Source organism: Trinickia sp., assembly GCF_057351765.1.
Genome location: NZ_JBMRBK010000051.1, coordinates 13501 through 31979, shown reverse-complemented (window position 1 = coordinate 31979; position 18479 = coordinate 13501). Strand labels below are relative to the sequence as shown.

Below are 18479 nucleotides of genomic sequence, written 5' to 3'. Positions count from 1 at the left end.
CTGCGTAGAATTTACCCGCCACCAGGAAAACCTAGCGCGGTCGCCTTCGCCCGCAACTCGGCGAAGCGTCCCCCGGATGGCGCGGCCCCTGTATCCGATGCCGATGTGGGAGCGCTCTGCTGGCTATGATCGACTCCGCCGAGCCCCGGTACGATGCCTGCCGTCGAGCACGCAACGCCGAACGTTCCCTGCGTGACCGCAATGGCAGGCGAGTCCGTTCGCGCAGCGTCGGTGAAGTCGAGCGCAAAAGCCATGTTGAAGGTGTTCGGGTCGGTTGCGCGCACACCCAACGGGTCGAGACCGAAACGCCATGCAAGCAGTTGATGAATCGAGCTGGGATCGAACGGGTAGCGCGATACGAGGTTCGCGCGCACGCGCGGCCCCAACAGCATGCACGGCACGCGAAATCCTAGCCGACCATCGTTGCCGAGGCTCCTTTCCGCCGTCGACACCGGCTTGACGGGCGGCACCGCATGCTCCATGAAGCCGCCCCATTCGTCATACACGAGAATCATCAGGGTCGTGCTCCATTGCGGTCCGGTGCGCAGCGCCTCGTAGATCTGGCCGAGCAGCACCTGCCCATTGCGCACGTCGGCATGGGGGTGATCGTCGTTGGATGTACCCTGCGGTTCCCCCGAGAAGCTCGGATCCACCATGCAGAACGACGGCAGGTTGCCGGACGCCGCGTCCGACAGGAAATCCGAGAACAACTTCGAGCGGCCGACATAGCGCGTGCCGTACAGCGCAGTGAACGGGACATCGTGGAAGTAGTATGTCGATGAGACGTTCTTTGCGTCGAGCCGATCCCAGATGGTCGCCAGCGACGACGTATCACTGCTGTCGTCGAGACGATCGGTCTCGCCGCTATGCAGATAGAGACGATTCGGAAACGTGGCCGACAAGACCCCGCTCATGAAGTAGTCGCACACTGTGTATTGCGTCACGGCTCCTCGATAAAAATCGAGATCGGCCTCGCCGAAGTAGCCAATGGGCAGCAGGTCGCCGCGCATGAGACTCGTGCCGGGCGTGAGCAGGAAGCCGTTCATCGCGCCGTTGGCCAATTGGACGCGCCCGCCTTCGTACGTATGGTTCGGGTCGGAGAACGAGCATGCCTGGAATCCGTACGCCGGGTTCGACGTCAATGCGAACGACGATTGCACCTGACCGAACGCGTCGGTGAACTGACGAATCTGCAGATGCTCGGCGTTCGGTACCCAGCCGAACATGTGATCGAACGAGCGGTTCTCCATCGTGACCAGAACGATGTGATCGACGCCCGACGTCGCCGGGTTAGGCAATGCAGGCCGCGGAAGATTCGCGCGATCGGGCGGAATGCCGCTCGTCGCACCGGTGCTGCCGGACGACCCGCCGCCCCCTCCGCCGCAAGCCGACAACGCGACGGTACCCGCGAGCGCGGCGACTATCTTGCGGCGCACGGGATCGGGTGTATTCGAAGGTTGATGATCGTCCATGGCCTTATCTCCGTTGTTGTCAAGACCGACCGGGTCGCCGACGCTTGCTGGGTAGCACTTCACGTACCCGCATCCAACCCAAGCGCTCGTGCTGCAGCGCAACGCGCGCGCCGGACAATGGCTGCTGTCGTTGACTGTGATGGACGGCCGTATGAGTTAACGCAAGATCAAGGGACTTCCCTTCTTGCCACATAGTGCTCGACGAAGCGGAGGATCGCCTTGGACCGGTAATCCCTCGCCAACCGGCAAAGGTGGTCGGCGAAAGGACGATAGCGCTCATCGAGCTCGCTCAGGTGCATGGCGTGTTGCACGATGGCACGCATGTCGCCCATTCGCGCCAAGTGGTGCAGCGCTTCCATTTGCTCCCGCGGCGGTACGACCAAAGTCCCCATGGAGAGATCGGTTGCGCGTACAGCCGTTCGGCCCGCGTCGGCCGGTTGCGTCTCCGGCATCTCGTCGTTCCACTCGATGTTCAGCAGAGCCGCGATCTGTGACAACAGCTCACTGAAATCGATCGGTTTCGATAGAAACGCGTTTGCACCGGCCGCCAGGCTGTTTTTCGCATTACTCCCCGACGCGCCGGCGGAGACCGCAACGATGGGCAGATCCCCGAACGCCGGCATTTCGCGCAGCCGCCGCGTGGCTTCGAGCCCATCCATCCCCGGCATGACGACGTCCATCAGGATGAGTTCCGGCCGCTGCGCTTTGGCCTTCTCGAGCGCTTCCAGTCCATCGCCGGCCTCGATGGTGTCGAATCCGAGCTGACCGAGCAGATCGACCACCAAAGAACGGTTTGCCGCCACGTCATCCACTACGAGAATGGTCCTGCGTGGTCCCTGATAGCCAGTCACCGTCCATTCGGGCGCGGCGACAGGTGGCTGAGGCGCCACCACCGGGACGCTCAGCTCGAACGAAAATGTGCTCCCAACGCCGAGGCGGCTGTCGACGTGGATCTCGCCCCCCATCAAGCGCACCAGCTGCCGGCTGATCGCCAGGCCTAGCCCTGTGCCTCCAAACCGGTGCTGAGCATCGCTCACCTGTTCGAACGGCCGGAAGAGCGCCTCCAGACGCGCTTCGTCTATGCCAATGCCGGTGTCCTCGACTTCGAACCGCAGCCGCTCCGGCGCCAGGCAACTGACGCGTAGGCGCACGGTCCCCTCTTCGGTGAATTTGATTGCGTTGGAGAGCAGGTTGAGCAGCACCTGGCGCAGCCGCTTTTCGTCGACCCGCACGCCCGCGGGCAGATCGGGGGCCATCTCGCACGCGAAGCCCAGGCCCTTTTCCGTTGCCTTCACCTGAATCGTCTCGGCGATGAAGTCGATGAAGCCGTCGAGCCGAATGTCGGACGGAATGAGTTCCGCCCTTCCGGCTTCGATTTTGGCCATATCCAGGAGGTCGTTGATGATCGCAAGCAGGTGTTCGCCGCTGTGCTGGATCACCGCGACCCGCTCGATCTGGCGTTGACCGAGGCTCTTATCGCGCTTGAGGATCTGCGCGTAGCCTAAAATTCCGTTCAACGGCGTGCGCAACTCGTGGCTCATGTGCGCGAGAAAGCCGCTCTTGGCCTGGTTGGCCGCGTCGGCGCGTTCCTTGGCGATGGCCAGTTCGGCCGTTCGCTCGCGGATCATATCTTCGAGGTGCTCTCGATAGCGCCGCAGTTCCTCTTCGGCACGCCTTTGCTCTGTGATGTCACGTGAGATGCCGAGCAGAAACTGCGGCTCGCCGCGCGCGTCGAGAATCGGGATCTTCATCGTATGCACGAGGCGCAGCCCGTAACGCGTGTGGGCCGGCTCCTCGGGCACGTCGACCATCTGCTGTGACTCCAGTACCTCACGATCCTTCAGCGCGAAGAAAGCTGCCTCCTCCGCCGGAAACAGATCGTGGACGGACTTGCCGATCAGTTCCTCTCGCCGATACCCGAGCAGTCGCTCTCCAGCCTTGTTGAATCGCACGAAGCGCAGCGTCGCCGCATCCTTGACGAAGATCACGTCGGGAATGTTCTCGATGATGCTGTCGAGGAAATGTTCGCTTGCTCGTGCAGCCGCTTCGGCGTGCTGTCGTTCGACGATCTCGGCCGTCTGGCCCGCAAGCGCCTTGCTGAGTTCAGCAGTGCGCTGTGCGACGCGCGCTTCGAGCTCGGCATTGAGATTCTTCAGCGCATTCTCGGCCTGCCTGCGCTGTCGCCGGTCTTCGAGGAACTGCTCGACAGCGCGCGCCATATCGGCAATCTCATCGCCGCCGTAAACGGGGACACCGGCTGACGCACCGTCGACCTCGCCGTGGCGCAGAAAGTGGCTGACCCGGCGCAGCCGTTCCACGACGTGGCGACCGAGGAACGTCCGGGCAATCAGCCACGCAAGCAGCAGGCTCACCGCAACTTCGCCGCCCACCCACCTGCGCGTGCGGTCCAGGTCTGCAGCCAGATCTTGAACCGCTTTCCGGTAATCGCGCGTGAAGTACTCGGACTGCTCGTGCGCCGCCGCGGCCAGAGCGTCGGCCTGGCGGCGCAGATCGTCATCGAGGCTGGCCAATGACGCCCCGGGCCGCGGCGCAGCGGCCGGCGCGACTGCGGCGACCAGCGCGGTCTCCCGGACCTGCGCCTCGATGTTGACCGTATTGCGGAAGCGCTGACTCGATCGATGTAGCGCCAACGCGTCGATACCGACGTTCTCACCCGTGGGAGTGATCGCGGAAGCGAGGCGGTCCACCAGGCGGTCGAAGGATGCCAACTGCTCCATGATATGCCGATGTGTCTCGCGCACCGAGTCCACGGCATCGTCATTCGACAACTCCAATGCGAGGCGTTCGATCATCAGAGTGCGCTGTGCCAGGTCCTGTGCATCTTCCTGGCGAGCCAGCCGCTGTTCTGCCAACTGGCGGATGGCGTAAACCGAACCGGCCAACGAGTAGATGGTCGTGGCACCGACCGCCACCACCAGGGTGGCGAGGCAAGAAACCACGAGCGTGAACTGCGCGGTGAGGGACCGTGGGAGCTGAAGTTTCACGGGCGTTGCCAGATGCGGCGATAGACGTCGCGATAGCCGTTGTTCGGGTCGTAGAGCAGACGATCGCCGCCGTCCGCTGCGACGTTGTCCGCCGTCACGAGATGCACCGGAAACACGTATCCGGTGACGCGCTGCCCGGCGAAGAGACGGTTCAACTCGTCGATCAACTGCCAGCCGTGCAAATTCACGGGTTCCGCCACGGTGCCCGTCTGGAAGCTGCCCGTTCGGATGCGCAGGAAGGCGGACTCGCTACCGTCGCCGGCCGACAGCATGGCCATGGCAGTGCTCGGCATTTCAGCCTGGGTCAGCACCGGGGCGGCGTAGTCGAAGTAGATGTCGTTGACGGCGAGCGCATATGTCCAGCGCTTGCCATATCGCTCGAGCAAGGCGCGTGTCGTAGCCGCCATCAATTCCTGGCTGCGCGCAATCGCCACGTCGCGCACTTCGAGCAAGGTGCAACCGCTGCACGCGCGCACGACGGCGGCCATTTCATTCGCCTTGCTTTGCGCGATTTGGAAATTGGAGTCCGTGAAGATGACGACTCCCGCATGCCCGCCGGACTGAACGATGGCCGCCAGCGCGGTCACGCGCGCGACCTCGAGCGGGTCCGTCGTCACGTTCATCGCCACGGGCGTGCCGGACACCGGTCCCGCCTGGGCCGCGACATGCCAGCCGACGATTGGAATCTTCCGCTCGCCAAACGGCTGCAACCCGGGCAGCAGGGCGCGTGCGTCGCCACCGACAATGATAAGCCCGTCCGGACGACTTGCCAGCGCGCTTGCAAGCGTCTTCAGCCGCTGATCCGGCATGCCGGCGGAGTCGAATATCTGCACACTCCAGCCGATGACCTTGGCCGCCTCCAGCACACCGTCGATCACGCCGACGATGCCGCCGTTGCGCAAATCCTCGGCGACGATGGCGATCCGTTTCCCAGGTTGCGCCCGCGGCCCGGTGCGCGGCCCGCTCCAGGGTGCGGCCGGTTGCGCCGCGGCATCGACGACGCGTTTCGCCGCGGCCAGGTAGTTCTCCCCGGCGACCGACGTCCCCGGTACGGAGGCAGCCGGCGTACCTTGCGCCGCAGCAACCGAAAGCATGCATGCGCATACCCACGCAACGAGCCAGCCCCTCATCGTTTTCCCCAAGGCCCCGACGCGATTCGCCGACCGCGTTCTCAATGTACCGAAATGCCGCGCAGGGTCACCCTGCGAATCAGATACTACACCGCGCCCGCCGCGTGCCATTGGAGATGCGTGCGCCGCCTCGCATGAGAGTCACGACGGTTGGCCGGTTTCGATTTATGAAGAGAACTATTGCGATGAACCGAAACGCCGCAACAGCGTCTTCGCTTCGCGGGCGTCAGCATGCAATCGCGATGCGTCATTCAAGGTGCCGTGGATGCGCGAGAAAGAATCGCATCATCTCGGCGCTGGCATCGGGGCCAGCGGCATCCGTGTACGTCCCGCGGACACTGCCACCGGCCCACGCATGCGGGGCACCATGGATGATCCAATACTCCGCATCGATGCCGTTGACAGCCGTCAGGCGACGCCGCGTGCATGCGCGCCCCGGGCGGTCCAGCGGCTCGGTGACGGGGGACGTGCTGGCGCTGAATGCCCGCACGAGCTCGCTGCCGTTGGAGGGATGAACCGTCGTGTCCGCGTCGCCATGAAAGACGATCAACGGTCGCTTCGGCATTGTCGACCCATCGTGACCGTCGGCGCCTTGCGCACGCCGCGCCCCTACGGCCCCTTTCATCGCGGCAAGCGCCGACGGCACGTCGTGAGCGCAGCGATATGGCAGACCCGAGTGGATTCCCGCTGCGGCATACAGTTCCGGATAGGTGTGAATCATCACCGCGGCCATCGCGCCGCCCGCCGACAGACCGGCAACATACACGCGAGCCGGATCGACGCTGTGATTGGCTATCACCTCGCGCGTGATTCCCGCGATCAACGAAGGTTCGCCCCGCTCCCGCTGCTGGTGGCCCGGCTTGAACCAGCTCCAGCAGCCGGACGGATTTGCCCGCTTCGATTGAATCGGATAGGCAACGAGGCAGTGGTGACGTTCGGCGAACGTGTTCATCCTGGTGCCAGCCGCGAAATCGTCCGCGTCTTGCGTGCAGCCGTGCAACATCACGATCAGCGGCAATGGCGCCCCTCGGTACCCGCTTGGCACGTAGAGCTTATAGTTCCGCTGCCCGGCGTCGTTGACATACGTGAGCGAACTGAAATGCCCACGGTCCTCCACCTCGGCCTGCCTGGCGACATGCGGGCGGACGAACGCCTCCGTTGCTCCCGCGCGTGCGGATGGGTTCGCGTCGAGCGCGTCGACAGGTGGCTCAGGCACCGCGCGCTCGGCGCTGCCATCGCCCCCGCGCAGCGCTCGTTGAATCGCCGCGGTAGCTTCCAGCGGCCCGGCGGTACGCAATAGGTGCATCGCCTCTTGCATCGACGAAAGGAAATCTTCATTCATCTTCATCATCGTTGTCCGTATGGTGGTTCGAGCAGCGGGCCGGGCTAGCTGATCCTTCCTGCCAACGCTGCTTTGACCGAGGGTGAAGCGTGGAATGCGCCGAGCACCACGACCGACGCGATCGTTGCAAGCGCGAGTTCAGGCGTAACATCGGATGCAATGCTGGCCAGCCCCAGCACATGAATGTTGAGGCGCTGCTTGGCCGCCCGCGCCGACTCCAGGTCCTGCCTGGAAAAGTGCTGTAGACCCAGTACCAGCGCCCGGCGCGTCACCGTTTCATTGACGGTCTGGGCGTGGACCGCCAACTGGTTGCGGATCGCCGTTCGAATCAGATCCGTGCGATTCGAGTAAAAGCCTTCTTCGACCAGCAGGTCGATCTGACCCAGGTCGACCGGGCCAAGATTGATGGTGATCTTTTCCGTCTCGCCACCCTTCGGACGGGGCGCCTCCGCGAGTGCTGAGGGGGATTTGCTCGGTTTCATTTCTCCATCCGGTTACCATCCAATGGGATGGTTATAAGATGGAGGAGCCGCCGTGTCAACGTGCGAATACGGGGCCAATAGATTTTTACGGAGACGTAGGATGAAACGCGTACTCGTGATTGCCTTCATCGCTACCTTTAGCGCGGCTGCGATGGCCGCCACGTCCATGGGATCCTATTCGAGGAACGGCAGCGACCAGCAGGACGCTTGCCGTTCCGCAATCGCTGCTTCGGAGCAGGACAGGGTCAATTGGCTATCCCAGGGATGGACCTTCGCAGGGACGTCGAGCTGCACCTGCTCCGGAAGTGGAACAAGCTGGACTTGCTCAGTCAACGCGACCTATTTCCGCCGATAAACGCAGAGCGAAGGAATGTCAGACGAGGCTCTGTCATGAAGCGATGCGGAGGGTTCCCGTCAGCGGCGGAATGGATGATGACATTGGCCCGATCACTGCACATCGGCGGCGCGCATTGCGCGGTATTCCCTCCGCACGATATCCATGAGCTCCGCCACCGAAGTCAACGCGCTCTTTTGCTCGTACGTCACGCGGCCTCGCTGCATCAACATGATGCGATCCGCAATATCGAGCGTCTGCGCATAGTTGTGCATGATCATGATGATCGACAGCCCGCCTTTTTCCTTCAACCGCATCAGGAGGTCGATGATGAGCCCCGCTTCACGCGCACCCATCGCGGCGAGCGGCTCGTCGAGCAACAGAATCTTCGCATTGGAATAGACGGCGCGCGCCACGGCAATGGCCTGCCGCTGGCCGCCTGAAAGGCGCTCCACGGGCAAATCCACCGAAGGCACGTGCACGCCGACATCGTCGAGACACTGCGCCGCGCGCTCGCGCATCTGCTTGTGATCGACCAGCCTGAACGGTCCGCGCCTGACGATTTCGCGGTTCAGAAACATGTTGTGATAAATGCTCAGCGAATTCGCGAGCGCGAGGTCCTGATACACGCATTCGATGCCGAGCGAACGCGCATGATCGACGGAACGCAGCAGCGTCTCCTGACCGTCGATGTAAAGCGTGCCGCTCGTTTGTTGATGAAAGCCCGTCAGTATTTTGACGAGCGTCGACTTGCCCGCGCCATTGTCGCCGAGTATGCCGAGAATTTCGCCGCTGCCGAGCGTAAGCGAAACGCCGTCGAGCGCAGTCACCGCACCGAAACGTTTGACGAGGCTCTCGCCGTGCAGCGCGAGCGGCGCATCGGCGGCCGCGTTCGCGCCAGGCGAGGCGGTTTGCGATTCGTCCATCAACTCCCTCCCTTGCGGCGAATGCGTCCAACATGAATGTTGAAAATCATCGCCGCGAGAATCGCGGCGCCAAGAATGATGTTGAACGTAAAGGCGTTGATGCCGATCAGCGTGAACCCGTCGTTGAGAATGCCGAGCACAGCAGCGCCGATGAGTCCGCCCACGATCGTGCCCGAGCCGCCCGTGAGCGGCGTGCCACCGATCACGGCGGCAGCCACGGCAAGGAACATGATCTGGTTGCCGCCCGCCTGCGGGTCGATCGAGGTAATGCGAAAAGCCTCGAGCATGCCGGTGAAGCCGGCCAGCACCGCCGCGAGAACAAAGTTGCCCAGGCGCAGCCGGTTCACGTGAATGCCCGCCTCGCTCGCGCCGAGTGCATTCGCACCCGCCGCCTGGGTATGCAGACCCCAACGCGTATGCCGCAGCAGCACGTGCATCGCGAAAGCGATCGCCACCGTCCAGATGATCTCGCTGTAGCCCCACGCACCCATGAACTCGGAGAACATGGGCGATCCAGGTGTGGCGGCGGGCGTGCCGTGCGAAACGGTGAGCGTGATGCCGTTGATCAGAAACAGCGTGCCGAGCGTGGTGACGAACGACGGCAGCCGCAGCCAGACCGTGACCGCGCCGTTGACGAAGCCGACGGCCGCCGAGGCCACGAGCCCCGCGATCACCGCCAGCCACATCGGCGCACCGGCTTCGTTCGCAAACACCATCATGAACGGCGCGAACGCGAACACCATGCCCGCCGAGAGATCGATATCCCCACCGATCATCAACATGATTTCGCCGAACGCGATGATCGCCACCGGCGCAATGAACTGCGAAAGGTTGACGAGGCTCGCGTTGGTGAGCAGGAAATCGTGGTTCGCGAATTCGAAATAGGCGGCCAGGAGCACGGCCACGAGCAAAATGCGCAGCTCGGCCGCCCATCGCGATACGAACGGAACGCCCGCGCGCCGTGCCGCGCGGTCCGCTTCGATCTTGCTGGTTTCGTTCACTGTATTCATTACGACCTGATGGCACCCTTCATCGGAACGATTTGCGGCTTGGTGGTCTTGCCTTCATAGCGTGTCGAGGTATTCAGATACGGCTCGACCGTATCCTTCGTCACGAATTTGAGGCCGGTGTTGATGTCGGCCGGTCCCACCAGTCCGCCCGAAGCGAGGAATACGAACGCCTCCATCACAGTATAGAAACCCTGCACGTAAGGTTGCTGATCGATGGTGAAGTCGAGGAAGCCTTCATGGATATGCTGGATCGTGGCCGGAAGCAAATCGAAGCCGCCGCCGTGCACGCCCTTCGATGGAAGATTCGACTCCTTCATTACCTGGGCAACGCCCTGCGTACTGCCCGCGTCCACGGCGAACATGCCCTTGAGGTCCTGGTGGCCTAGATAAAACGCCTTGATCTTCGAGAGCTCCTCGTTGACGGTCGCACCGGTAGCCACGGTCTGGATATCGATCTTCTTGCCGGACTTCTTGATGGCGTCCTGCGCACCGTCCAGACGCGGCTGGATATTGAGCTGCCCCGGCGTCGCGATGAAAAGCGCAACCATCCCGCTGTCGATGAGACTCACGATGCGTTCGCCCATCTGATAGCCGGATAGATAGAGGTCCTGGCCGATATAGGCGAGGCGGGGATTCTTCTTGCCGCGCGGCGCATCGGCGTTATAGGCGAACACCGGAATCCCGGCATCGAGCGCGGCCTGGATGGGCTTGTCGAACGCGCCCGGATCGACGATTGGCACGGCGATGGCGTCGGCCTTGGCGGCAATCGCCGAATTCACGGCGCGAACCATTTCGCCCGCGTCCGAATTGGCCGAGCCCGTCCACTGGTAATCCATGTTGAGCAACGCGCAGGCGTCCTGAATGCCGTACTGCGTCGGCACGAAGAACGGGTTCGTGGTGACGTGATTGACGAACACGATCTTCCATCTTTTGTGCGACGGGAAAGCCGCCTCGGCAGCCTGCGCGGTGCCGATCAGCCCGCCCGCCCCGCCCAGTGCGCCCATCAGCGAAAGCGCGGCGCCCAACCCCGCCCCTTGCATCAGTCCGCGCCGCGCCGCGCTGAAACCCTCACCGCCGTGTTCCTGGTCGTCATCCCGTTCGTGTGCCATCTCTTCCTCCAGTTCTTTACTTCGTGGGTCGATATGATCGGCGTCGAGCCGATCGCATGCAGATGCCGGATGGCACCGGGAGCGCCGTTGGATTGAGCTGGACCGGGGCATGCACAACTGCAACCTCGGTCGGAGGCGTTCGATGATGCGCCGCTTGGTACCGGCAAAATGTTAGTGCAGTGCGGCTGTGCCTCCTAATCCATGTAAACCCGTAACTAGTCGGACTATTTTGAAGCTGACGTCGAAATCGATTTGACTGTTCGATCGTGCGTCGCGCGGCGTTACCGAAAGGCTTCTGTAGTCTCGCCGCACCCGCTGACTACTAAAATCGCCAACTAGTCCGACTACTGGGCGGTCAGCCGAGGGACCTTGCGTTCGGCCGCATCGGCAGGTCACCTGTCCTTGTTTTCATCGGAAAACGTACTAACGTTCAAATGGCGGCCAAGAGCCGTCCATACCTAAAAGGGAGACATACGCCCCCGGGTGCTGCCGAACCACGGCCGGCACGGGCGAGGGGTGCCGATCATGAGTACTGCCGCCCGCTTTCAGGTCGAATACACCCGCTATCTCGACCCCGACGGTAACGCGACGCAACCGCTGCCTGCGTTTGCAAACGAAACGTCACTGCTCGTCGAACTATATCGCGCAATGACACTGACGCGAACGTTCGACAACAAAGCAGTTGCGCTGCAACGCACCGGCAAGCTGGGCACGTTTGCCTCATCGCTCGGGCAAGAGGCCATCGGTGTCGGTGTGGCCGCCGCCATGCAGCACGACGATGCGCTTTTTCCTTCCTATCGGGATCACGCCGCCCAATTGGTGCGCGGCGTCACCATGACTGAAAGCCTGTTGTATTGGGGCGGCGACGAGCGCGGGAGCGATTTTGCCGCTGCGCGTTACGATTTTCCGAATTGCGTACCGATCGCGACGCAGGTCTGTCATGCCGCAGGCGCGGCTTACGCGTTCAAGTTGCAAAAGACGCAGCGCGCGGCGGTCGCGATCGTCGGCGACGGCGGTACATCCAAAGGCGATTTTTACGAAGCGATGAACATGGCCGGCATCTGGCAGGCGCCGCTGGTCATCGTCGTCAATAACAATCGTTGGGCCATTTCCATGCCGTGCGAACGTCAGACGGCAGCCGGCACGCTCGCGCAAAAGGCCATTGCGGCAGGCATCGAGGGCCAACAGGTGGACGGCAACGATCTCATTGCCGTGCACGACGCGATGCGCCGCGCACTCGACAAAGCGCGGCGCGGCGACGGCCCGACGCTCATCGAAGCGCTCAGCTACCGGCTCGGCGATCACACGACGGCCGACGATGCGACGCGCTATCGCGATCCGGAAACAGTCGCCCAACAATGGGCGAGCGAGCCCATTGCACGTCTTCGCAAGTACCTCGTGCAAGCCGGTGTCTGGGACAAGACGCAGGAAGAAGCGCTTTCGCGGGCCTGCCGTGAGCAGGTCGAGAGCGCGGTCGAAGCTTATCTCGCCGTGGCGCCGCCGGACGTCTCGGCCATGTTCGAGCATTTATATGCAACGCTGCCGCGTGCGCTCGACGAACAATTGGACACGGCACTGCGATTCGCGAACGGCGAGAGCGCGGAGGACGACCATGTCTGAGTTGAATCTCGTCGAAGCCGTCAATCGCGCCCTCGCCTACGAGCTGGAGCACGATCCGTCGGTTGTGTTGCTCGGCGAGGATATCGGCGCGAACGGCGGCGTATTTCGCGCCACGCTCGGATTGCAGGAGCGTTTCGGCACCGAACGCATCGTCGATACACCGCTGGCCGAAACGGCGCTTGCCGGCACCGCGATCGGCATGGCCTCGATGGGCTTGCGTCCTGTCGTCGAGATTCAATTCAGCGGGTTCATTTATCCGGCGATCGACCACATACTCAATCATGCCGCGCGATTGCGTCATCGCACACGCGCGAGGCTCACGTGTCCGCTCGTGATCCGCTCGCCCTGCGGCGCGGGCATCCATGCACCCGAGCACCATTCCGAGAGTCCCGAGGCGCTGTTCGCGCACATGCCGGGGCTACGGGTCGTCATGCCCTCCTCGCCCGAACGCGCCTACGGTTTGCTGCTGGCCGCCATACGCGATCCGGACCCCGTCGTCTTTCTCGAACCGACCCGGCTCTATCGGCTCTACAAGCAACCGGTCGAAGACGACGGTACCGCTGCGCCACTCGACACATGCTTCACATTGCGCGAAGGTACCGACGTGACGCTCGTCAGTTGGGGCGCCATGATCCATGAAGTGCAAATGTCCGCCGACGTCCTCGCGGCCGAGGGCGTCGAAGCGGAGATCATCGATGTCGCGACACTGAAGCCGCTCGACATGGAAACCATCGTGGCCTCCGTGGCGAAGACCGGACGCTGCGTCATCGTTCATGAGGCGCCCCGCACATGCGGGCTCGGCGCCGAAATTGCCGCGAATCTCGCGGAGCGCGGGCTCTATTCGCTGCTCGCGCCGATCGAGCGTGTCACCGGCTACGACGTGGTCGTTCCGCTCTTTCGGCTCGAGGCCCAATACATGCCGAGCGTCGCGCGCATCGTGAGCGCGGTCCGAAAAACGCTCGAGGCATCCACATGAAAGTCTTCAAGCTCCCCGACCTCGGAGAAGGCCTGCAAGAAGCCGAGATCATCGAATGGCGTGTCCATGAAGGCGACGACGTGAAGGCCGATCAACCGCTTCTCGCGGTCGAAACGGCCAAGGCGATCGTCGATATTCCTTCGCCGCAAGCGGGCCGCGTCGCCAAGCTGTTCGGCAAGAAAGGCGACATCATGCACCTGGGTGCGCCGCTCGTCGCGTTCGAGGGAGCGAACGACGATACGGGCACGGTCGTCGGCGAGATGCCGCAGATGCAACCGACGCAGCCTTCGACATCTTCCACGCGTCCCGCACCCGCGGGACACATCGCGCGCGACGTATCGATGCGCGGTCTCGTCGGCGCCGGCGCGGGCGCCCGGGCTCCCGCGATCAAGGCGACGCCGGCCGTACGCGCGTTGGCCCGCACGCTCGACATCGATTTGGCGATGGTCACGCCGTCGGGCCCCGATGGCGTCGTGACGTCAGCGGACGTGCAACGCACGGCAAAACTGCTCGTCGAACTGGGCCCGCCCGAGGAGTTGCGCGGGGTGCGGCGCGCGATGGCGCAAAACATGGCGCGCGCCCAAAGCGAGGTGGCCGCGGCTACCGTCATCGACGATGCCGATATCGATGCCTGGCCGCCCGGTACCGATGTCACGATCCGGCTCATTCGCGCGCTCGTGGCCGGATGCCGCGCAGAGCCGGGACTCAACGCGTGGTTCGACGGCCGCGCGGCGCGCCGCCATGTGCTTGCGCATATCGATGTCGGCATTGCGGTCGATCTTCCCGACGGCCTCTTCGTGCCCGTGCTGCGCGACGTGGCACATCGCGATGCGGCCGACTTGCGCACAGGCCTCGATCGCGTGCGCGCCGACGTTCAAGCGCGCAAAATCCCGCCCGAGGAATTGCGCGGTGCGACCATCACGCTGTCCAATTTCGGCATGATCGCCGGCAAATACGCCGCGCCGATCGTCGTGCCGCCAACCGTGGCAATCCTCGGTGCGGGTCGCATTCACGAGGGCATCGTGGCGGAAAACCGCCAGGCTGTCGTGCATCGGATCTTGCCGCTCAGCCTGACGTTCGATCACCGCGTGGTGACCGGCGGCGAAGCGGCACGGTTTCTCGCGGCGGCAATCGCCGATTTACGGGCGCTCGACTGACGACTGACGTAGCGCCCATTCGGGACGCCGTTTAGGCCGAATTTGCCGCCTCCATCGCAAAAAGCGGCAGGGTTCGCTCCCCGCCGCCTTATGGGGATTGGGCGCCCGGCCGGCACGGCTCTTGCAGAGATCGATCTATGCGGCCTGCATTTCCCCGCATCCTTTTCAATTCGCTCGTGCGAGGTCGATATGTTAGGAACCATTTTGCTCGTCGTGCTGATTCTCCTTCTGATCGGCGCTTTTCCTGCCTGGCCGTATAGCCGCGGCTGGGGCTATGCACCTACCGGTGGTCTGGGCCTGTTGCTCGTCATCGTGATCCTGCTCGTGGTGTTCGGCCAGATATAGCGCTCCCAGCCTGGTTTTTTATTCGCTGAATTGCGTGCCGCGGCATCCGATCCGCCCGCGGCACGCGCAATGCAATGAGGTGCGCGAAAGACCATTGCGTCTCGAGGAGAACGAAATGCACTTCGTTGCGCTCGCAACCGACTACGACAACACGCTCGCCACGGACGGCAGGGTAGTCGAACGCACCTGGTCGGTGCTGGAGAAACAGCGGCAATCGGGCCGGCAATTGCTGCTCGTGAGCGGACGCGAGCTCGCGCAGGATGCCAAGACGGTCGAACGAGAAATATCGCTCTCGCCCGACGAGAGCCGTGGGCGCATCCGGGCCGCCGTCGAAAAGTGGTATACGCAGCCGGCCAATCCGTCGTTGCCGCCGCTGCGGGCAGCGTGACGTGGGTTGCGGCGCTATCCGACGACGCGACTATTCGACCATCTGCCAATGGGTCGCATCCGCGCCCGAGCGCCGGGCCAGTTCGGCGAAGGCCGAGACTTTCGCATCCTGGTCGAACGGTTCGCGCCATCGCACGAGCAAGCGCTCTTCGAACTGCTCGTCACCGCGCCGCCAGGCCGCGCCGCGCCGCGTGACCGAGCAACCGTGAGCGGCCAACTCGTGAACGAGCCGGGACGGACATTCGCTGCCCGCCCCGTACTCGACGGTGAGCCACGCGCTCTTGCGGCGGTGCATGCGCTGTTCGACGTAGTGCAGTCCCCATAGAACGGCCACGCCCAGTACGATCGCGCTGACCGCCAGCCGATATTGCCCGCCGCCGATACATAAGCCGACGATCGTCACGAACCACAACGTGGCCGCGGTCGTCACTCCGGTGACGAGTCCGTCTTTGCGCATCACCGCGCCCGCGCCGATGAAACCCATGCCAGTCAGTACACCGAGCGGCAAACGCATCAAGTCGAGCGTCGGAAACGAGTCCGGATGCTTTCCGGCCTGCGGCAGCAAAGCGTTGACTTGCAGCATCGCGATGCAGGAAGCAAGGCATACGAGAATCGTCGTGCGCAGGCCGGCTGTCTTTCCCGATTCGCTGCGATTGAAGCCAAAGATAAACCCGGTTCCGAGCGCAAAGACGAGCCGGATCGCAACAGCTTCCCAACCGAGCACGAGCGGCATCGTATCCATGGCGAGCGCAAGCGCCTCCTTGTGTCGATTCCACCGACCGTCGAGCAAGCGGCGGGCCCGTTCGACCGCGCCGAGGCGCGCGCTGCCTTGCTCGATTGCCAGGCTCCGGCAACATCGGCTCATCGCATTGCAAGTCTTACGCAAGCATGCTGCGCAGCCGCAACCCACCGCGCGGACGTGCTTTCGGTGAGAAGCGGTACGTTGTTTGCGGTGCCTTATCCGTACCGCAGCCCAGCGCCTCGTCGGCATCGGGCTGGTTTATTCCCAATCATTCGAGGAGCCGTTATGAAGCGTTCGTTCTTGGCTTTGGCCTGCTGCGCGTTGTTGATCCCCGGGCTCGGCAATGCGCAAACCGAGGCCGCGTCGACAACGTCGGCCAATCCGCTACCCGAACCCGATCGCAACTTCGTACAGGCGGCAACGAAGTCGTCGTCGACCGAAATCGACGCGGGCAAGCTCGCGCAATCGCATTCGAACGACAAGGATGTGAAATCGTTCGCACGTCACATGATGTACGACCACACGAAGATGACGGTGCAGCTCAAGGCAGCGGCGCCTCACGATGTGACGGCCCCGAAGGACAACTCGGACACCGAGCTGCTCGATTCCCTACGCGGGCTCAAGGGTAAGGAGTTCGATCGAGCCTACATCAGCAAGCTCGGAGTGAAGGGCCACGAAGAAGCAGTGGCCGCCTTCAAGAAGGAAATCGAGAGCGGCCAGAACGCGGATCTCAAGAAATTCGCGCAAAAAGAGCTTCCCGTAATCGAAAAGCATTATCAGATGGCCGAATCCCTCGCCAAGAAAAAAGGCGTGAGCGAATAAGCGATCGACTGCCCGCACTGGGCACAGCGGCCGGCACGCGATACGCGTGCCGGTGCGCATCGCTTTACTCCGTACTCGTCCATTCGACGTTGGCACCGACAGAGCGCAGGTTCTCGACGAAATGCGGATGCGCGCGCCGGATCGGCAGCGCGTTCTTGATGACCGATTGCCCTTCGATGCTGGCCGCCACCATGAAAAGCGCGATGGCCACGCGGATGATATAGGGGCTCTCCACCTTGGCCGGCGTGAGCGGGATACCGCCGAACGTGATGAGCCGATGCGGGTCCGAAAGAAACACGTGCGCGCCGAACTTCGATAGCTCGACGGACCAGCCCATTGCACCGTCATACACCTTGTTCCAGAACATCGCGCTGCCTTGCGCGCGCACACCGAGCGCAATGAAAATCGGCAGAAGGTCTACGGGCAGATACGGCCAAGGCGCCGCCTCGATCTTGGTCAGGATGTTGGGCGTAAACGGCGTGCGCACGCGTAGTGGCCCATCGCGCCGGGCGCGCGACCAGCCATCGCGATGGACGACATCGATGCCGAACTTGGCGAACGTCCTGTCGATCAACGGGAACTGCTCGGGCGCACTGTTTTTGACCGCGATATCGCCGCCCGTGATCGCGCCCAGCGCGAGAAACGTGGCGATCTCGTGGAAATCCTCGTCGAATCGGAACTCTCCGCCGCCGAGCTTGCAGCCACCGGAAATGGCGAGCCGCGATGTGCCGATACCGTCGATCGGTACGCCCAGCATCGCGATGAACCGGCAAAACTCCTGCACGTGCGGCTCCGATGCGGCATTGACCAGCGTCGACGTCCCCGATGCGGCCGCGGCGCAGAGCACGAAGTTCTCGGTCGTCGTCACGGAGGCGTAATCGAGCCAGTGATCGTTCGCGCGCATGGCGGCGTCACTGCGTACGATCAGCGAGCCGTTCGTGCGCTCGATGCGCGCGCCGAAACGTTCGAACACCTCGACGTGCGGATCTATCTCCCGTACACCGAGCGTGCAACCCTTGACGTCGTTTTCGAGGCGCGCCACGCGAAAGCGTGCAAGCAGCGGCGGCACGAGCATGATCGACGAGCGCATCTCCTCGGGCAGGTGATGGCAACTCGGGTCGAACACGGTCGCGCGATGATGGAGCTCGAGCACCCCGGTCGCGAAGTCCATCGAGACCTCGCTGCCTAGCGTGCGAAAAATATCGAGAATTTTCCTGACATCGGTGATGTCGGGCACGCCGATGAGCCGCAACGGCGCATCGGTCAGCAAGGTGGCGCAAAGAATCGGCAGAACGGCGTTCTTGTTGGCCGAAGGCGTGATTTCGCCGCGCAGCGGAAGGCCGCCGTGAACGATAAGGTCAGACATATTGGGGATGAGCGGTGAGCGAACGAAAAAGGCCAAGGCGCATATCATGCCATCGTCGGGCGGCGGCCGGTCCGAAATCGGGCATCTCGGCTCGATCGCCGCGAGTCCGCGCGAATCGTTCGAGCCTGCTCAGGTTCGTATCGCTGCGATCCACATGCTTTCGCATCAAGCACTTACATGGACTCCCGGCGGGTTATACACAGGTTTGCCCCCAATATCTGGGGATAAGTCGCGTGGGTCCGCGCGAAGCCCGT

General features: G+C 63.1%; 16 protein-coding genes. 6 read left to right on the top strand and 10 right to left on the bottom strand.

The features are described 5' to 3' along the window. Positions 1-11: 11 nt before the first annotated feature. The 8 genes from ACO1XS_RS13750 to ACO1XS_RS13715 all read right to left on the bottom strand — a co-directional run bounded on the left by ACO1XS_RS13750 (position 12) and on the right by ACO1XS_RS13715 (position 10810). Positions 12-1472 carry an alkaline phosphatase family protein gene (locus ACO1XS_RS13750; RefSeq protein ID WP_331569969.1) on the bottom strand — a complete coding sequence of 487 codons (1461 nt, stop codon included), beginning with the start codon at positions 1470-1472 and terminating at the stop codon, positions 12-14. A 167-nt stretch (positions 1473-1639) separates the two neighbouring features. Beyond that, positions 1640-4477, bottom strand: coding sequence for an ATP-binding protein (locus ACO1XS_RS13745; protein WP_486390915.1), 2838 nt, complete (start codon positions 4475-4477; stop codon positions 1640-1642). Continuing rightward, positions 4474-5607, bottom strand: a complete 1134-nt coding sequence (locus ACO1XS_RS13740) for a substrate-binding domain-containing protein (RefSeq protein ID WP_486390914.1) — start codon at positions 5605-5607, stop codon at positions 4474-4476. The genes ACO1XS_RS13745 and ACO1XS_RS13740 overlap by 4 nt, the downstream gene beginning before the upstream one ends. A 247-nt stretch (positions 5608-5854) precedes the next feature. Further along, positions 5855-6955: an extracellular catalytic domain type 1 short-chain-length polyhydroxyalkanoate depolymerase gene (locus ACO1XS_RS13735; protein ID WP_486391000.1), complete on the bottom strand. Its 1101-nt coding sequence runs from the start codon at positions 6953-6955 to the stop codon at positions 5855-5857. 38 nt (positions 6956-6993) lie between these two features. Next, positions 6994-7431 carry a CopG family transcriptional regulator gene (locus ACO1XS_RS13730; RefSeq protein ID WP_486390913.1) on the bottom strand — a complete coding sequence of 146 codons (438 nt, stop codon included), beginning with the start codon at positions 7429-7431 and terminating at the stop codon, positions 6994-6996. 447 nt (positions 7432-7878) lie between these two features. Beyond that, positions 7879-8691, bottom strand: a complete 813-nt coding sequence (locus tag ACO1XS_RS13725; protein WP_440559665.1) for an ATP-binding cassette domain-containing protein — start codon at positions 8689-8691, stop codon at positions 7879-7881. Continuing rightward, a complete protein-coding gene (locus tag ACO1XS_RS13720; protein ID WP_486390912.1) occupies positions 8691-9701 on the bottom strand; it encodes an ABC transporter permease in 1011 nt (336 codons plus the stop codon). Before ACO1XS_RS13720 ends, ACO1XS_RS13725 begins: the two co-directional genes overlap by 1 nt. Then, positions 9701-10810, bottom strand: a complete 1110-nt coding sequence (locus tag ACO1XS_RS13715) for a sugar ABC transporter substrate-binding protein (protein WP_331567802.1) — start codon at positions 10808-10810, stop codon at positions 9701-9703. The genes ACO1XS_RS13720 and ACO1XS_RS13715 overlap by 1 nt, the downstream gene beginning before the upstream one ends. 525 nt (positions 10811-11335) lie before the next feature. Here ACO1XS_RS13715 and pdhA point away from each other — a divergent pair. The 5 genes from pdhA to ACO1XS_RS13690 all read left to right on the top strand — a co-directional run bounded on the left by pdhA (position 11336) and on the right by ACO1XS_RS13690 (position 15296). After that, positions 11336-12430, top strand: a complete 1095-nt coding sequence (pdhA, locus tag ACO1XS_RS13710) for a pyruvate dehydrogenase (acetyl-transferring) E1 component subunit alpha (protein WP_331567800.1) — start codon at positions 11336-11338, stop codon at positions 12428-12430. After that, the gene (locus tag ACO1XS_RS13705; protein ID WP_331567798.1) at positions 12423-13406 is read left to right on the top strand and encodes an alpha-ketoacid dehydrogenase subunit beta; all 984 of its coding nucleotides are present in this window, start codon (positions 12423-12425) and stop codon (positions 13404-13406) included. The genes pdhA and ACO1XS_RS13705 overlap by 8 nt, the downstream gene beginning before the upstream one ends. After that, positions 13403-14563 (top strand): dihydrolipoamide acetyltransferase family protein, encoded by a 1161-nt coding sequence (locus ACO1XS_RS13700; protein ID WP_331567796.1) that lies wholly within the window; start codon positions 13403-13405, stop codon positions 14561-14563. The genes ACO1XS_RS13705 and ACO1XS_RS13700 overlap by 4 nt, the downstream gene beginning before the upstream one ends. Before the next feature lie 189 nt (positions 14564-14752). Beyond that, the gene (locus ACO1XS_RS13695) at positions 14753-14908 is read left to right on the top strand and encodes a DUF3309 family protein (protein WP_173257158.1); all 156 of its coding nucleotides are present in this window, start codon (positions 14753-14755) and stop codon (positions 14906-14908) included. Positions 14909-15023: 115 nt separating this feature from the next. Further along, positions 15024-15296, top strand: a complete 273-nt coding sequence (locus ACO1XS_RS13690; protein ID WP_486390911.1) for a hypothetical protein — start codon at positions 15024-15026, stop codon at positions 15294-15296. 30 nt (positions 15297-15326) lie between these two features. On the opposite strand, the gene ACO1XS_RS13685 is transcribed toward ACO1XS_RS13690, so the two are convergent. After that, the gene (locus tag ACO1XS_RS13685; protein ID WP_486390999.1) at positions 15327-16037 is read right to left on the bottom strand and encodes an MgtC/SapB family protein; all 711 of its coding nucleotides are present in this window, start codon (positions 16035-16037) and stop codon (positions 15327-15329) included. A 285-nt stretch (positions 16038-16322) separates the two neighbouring features. On the opposite strand from ACO1XS_RS13685, the gene ACO1XS_RS13680 reads away from it, so the two are divergent. Beyond that, on the top strand, positions 16323-16859 hold the full coding sequence (locus tag ACO1XS_RS13680) for a DUF4142 domain-containing protein (protein WP_331566726.1): 537 nt from the start codon (positions 16323-16325) through the stop codon (positions 16857-16859). Between the two features lie 64 nt (positions 16860-16923). On the opposite strand, the gene ACO1XS_RS13675 is transcribed toward ACO1XS_RS13680, so the two are convergent. Continuing rightward, positions 16924-18225 (bottom strand): UDP-N-acetylglucosamine 1-carboxyvinyltransferase, encoded by a 1302-nt coding sequence (locus ACO1XS_RS13675; RefSeq protein WP_486390910.1) that lies wholly within the window; start codon positions 18223-18225, stop codon positions 16924-16926. Between the last annotated feature and the right edge of the window lie 254 nt (positions 18226-18479).

Coding starts and splice junctions, on each gene's coding strand:
- ACO1XS_RS13705 (WP_331567798.1), top strand. CDS start 12,423: ATGTCTGAGTTGAATCTCGTCGAAGCCGTCAATCGCGCCCTCGCCTAC.
- ACO1XS_RS13730 (WP_486390913.1), bottom strand. CDS start 7,431: ATGAAACCGAGCAAATCCCCCTCAGCACTCGCGGAGGCGCCCCGTCCG.
- ACO1XS_RS13680 (WP_331566726.1), top strand. CDS start 16,323: ATGAAGCGTTCGTTCTTGGCTTTGGCCTGCTGCGCGTTGTTGATCCCC.
- ACO1XS_RS13685 (WP_486390999.1), bottom strand. CDS start 16,037: ATGGATACGATGCCGCTCGTGCTCGGTTGGGAAGCTGTTGCGATCCGG.
- ACO1XS_RS13725 (WP_440559665.1), bottom strand. CDS start 8,691: ATGGACGAATCGCAAACCGCCTCGCCTGGCGCGAACGCGGCCGCCGAT.
- ACO1XS_RS13735 (WP_486391000.1), bottom strand. CDS start 6,955: ATGAAGATGAATGAAGATTTCCTTTCGTCGATGCAAGAGGCGATGCAC.
- ACO1XS_RS13690 (WP_486390911.1), top strand. CDS start 15,024: ATGCACTTCGTTGCGCTCGCAACCGACTACGACAACACGCTCGCCACG.
- ACO1XS_RS13740 (WP_486390914.1), bottom strand. CDS start 5,607: ATGAGGGGCTGGCTCGTTGCGTGGGTATGCGCATGCATGCTTTCGGTT.
- ACO1XS_RS13720 (WP_486390912.1), bottom strand. CDS start 9,701: ATGAATACAGTGAACGAAACCAGCAAGATCGAAGCGGACCGCGCGGCA.
- ACO1XS_RS13715 (WP_331567802.1), bottom strand. CDS start 10,810: ATGGCACACGAACGGGATGACGACCAGGAACACGGCGGTGAGGGTTTC.
- ACO1XS_RS13700 (WP_331567796.1), top strand. CDS start 13,403: ATGAAAGTCTTCAAGCTCCCCGACCTCGGAGAAGGCCTGCAAGAAGCC.
- ACO1XS_RS13695 (WP_173257158.1), top strand. CDS start 14,753: ATGTTAGGAACCATTTTGCTCGTCGTGCTGATTCTCCTTCTGATCGGC.
- ACO1XS_RS13750 (WP_331569969.1), bottom strand. CDS start 1,472: ATGGACGATCATCAACCTTCGAATACACCCGATCCCGTGCGCCGCAAG.
- ACO1XS_RS13675 (WP_486390910.1), bottom strand. CDS start 18,225: ATGTCTGACCTTATCGTTCACGGCGGCCTTCCGCTGCGCGGCGAAATC.
- pdhA (WP_331567800.1), top strand. CDS start 11,336: ATGAGTACTGCCGCCCGCTTTCAGGTCGAATACACCCGCTATCTCGAC.